The organism is Corynebacterium sp. HMSC078A10 (genome assembly GCF_001811565.1).
GTDB lineage: Bacteria > Actinomycetota > Actinomycetes > Mycobacteriales > Mycobacteriaceae > Corynebacterium > Corynebacterium hesseae.
The window spans coordinates 1-1,765 of sequence record NZ_KV805192.1 but is presented as its reverse complement, the minus strand read 5'-3'; the positions used below and the strand labels follow the sequence as shown (position 1 = coordinate 1,765).

Annotated in this window: 1 rRNA gene; it reads left to right on the top strand. The window is 54.1% G+C overall.

The features are described from left to right. Positions 1–20 precede the first annotated feature (20 nt). Positions 21–1,538: ribosomal RNA gene (locus HMPREF2808_RS02760) — 16S ribosomal RNA — on the top strand. Positions 1,539–1,765: the final 227 nt, after the last annotated feature.

Sequence of the window (1,765 nt, the reverse complement as noted above, 5' to 3'; positions counted from 1 at the left end):
TTGGGCTTTTCACGGCCTTTTTTGTGGAGAGTTTGATCCTGGCTCAGGACGAACGCTGGCGGCGTGCTTAACACATGCAAGTCGAACGGAAAGGCCTCAGCTTGCTGGGGTACTCGAGTGGCGAACGGGTGAGTAACACGTGGGTGATCTGCCTTGCACTCTGGGATAAGCTTGGGAAACTGGGTCTAATACCGGATATGAACTGCCTTTAGTGTGGTGGTTGGAAAGTTTTTTCGGTGCAAGATGAGCTCGCGGCCTATCAGCTTGTTGGTGGGGTAATGGCCTACCAAGGCGTCGACGGGTAGCCGGCCTGAGAGGGTGTACGGCCACATTGGGACTGAGATACGGCCCAGACTCCTACGGGAGGCAGCAGTGGGGAATATTGCACAATGGGCGGAAGCCTGATGCAGCGACGCCGCGTGGGGGATGACGGCCTTCGGGTTGTAAACTCCTTTCGACAGGGACGAAGCTTTTTGTGACGGTACCTGTATAAGAAGCACCGGCTAACTACGTGCCAGCAGCCGCGGTAATACGTAGGGTGCGAGCGTTGTCCGGAATTACTGGGCGTAAAGAGCTCGTAGGTGGTTTGTCGCGTCGTCTGTGAAATTCCGGGGCTTAACTTCGGGCGTGCAGGCGATACGGGCATAACTTGAGTGCTGTAGGGGAGACTGGAATTCCTGGTGTAGCGGTGAAATGCGCAGATATCAGGAGGAACACCGATGGCGAAGGCAGGTCTCTGGGCAGTTACTGACGCTGAGGAGCGAAAGCATGGGTAGCAAACAGGATTAGATACCCTGGTAGTCCATGCCGTAAACGGTGGGCGCTAGGTGTAGGGGGCTTCCACGTCTTCTGTGCCGTAGCTAACGCATTAAGCGCCCCGCCTGGGGAGTACGGCCGCAAGGCTAAAACTCAAAGGAATTGACGGGGGCCCGCACAAGCGGCGGAGCATGTGGATTAATTCGATGCAACGCGAAGAACCTTACCTGGGCTTGACATACACCAGATTGCTGCAGAGATGTAGTGTCCCTTGTGGTTGGTGTACAGGTGGTGCATGGTTGTCGTCAGCTCGTGTCGTGAGATGTTGGGTTAAGTCCCGCAACGAGCGCAACCCTTGTCTTATGTTGCCAGCATTTGGTTGGGGACTCATGAGAGACTGCCGGGGTTAACTCGGAGGAAGGTGGGGATGACGTCAAATCATCATGCCCCTTATGTCCAGGGCTTCACACATGCTACAATGGTCGGTACAACGCGCAGCGACACTGTGAGGTGGAGCGAATCGCTGAAAGCCGGTCTTAGTTCGGATTGGGGTCTGCAACTCGACCCCATGAAGTCGGAGTCGCTAGTAATCGCAGATCAGCAACGCTGCGGTGAATACGTTCCCGGGCCTTGTACACACCGCCCGTCACGTCATGAAAGTTGGTAACACCCGAAGCCAGTGGCCTAAACTTGTTAGGGAGCTGTCGAAGGTGGGATCGGCGATTGGGACGAAGTCGTAACAAGGTACCCGTACCGGAAGGTGCGGGTGGATCACCTCCTTTCTAAGGAGCATTATTTGGGCACCAGTTGGTGCTGTATAGCGTGTGAGTGTTTATTCTTACTCGCTTGGTGGTTTATGTAGACGATTGTTTTACTGCCGCCTATTGATAATCGGGTGGAGATACATCTTAACCAGAATGATGATTCAACTAACACATGTGCGTCTAACTGCGTATTGATAAGTGCTTGGTGCATTGTTGGGTGTCTGGGGCATTGTTCCCTGGTTGTA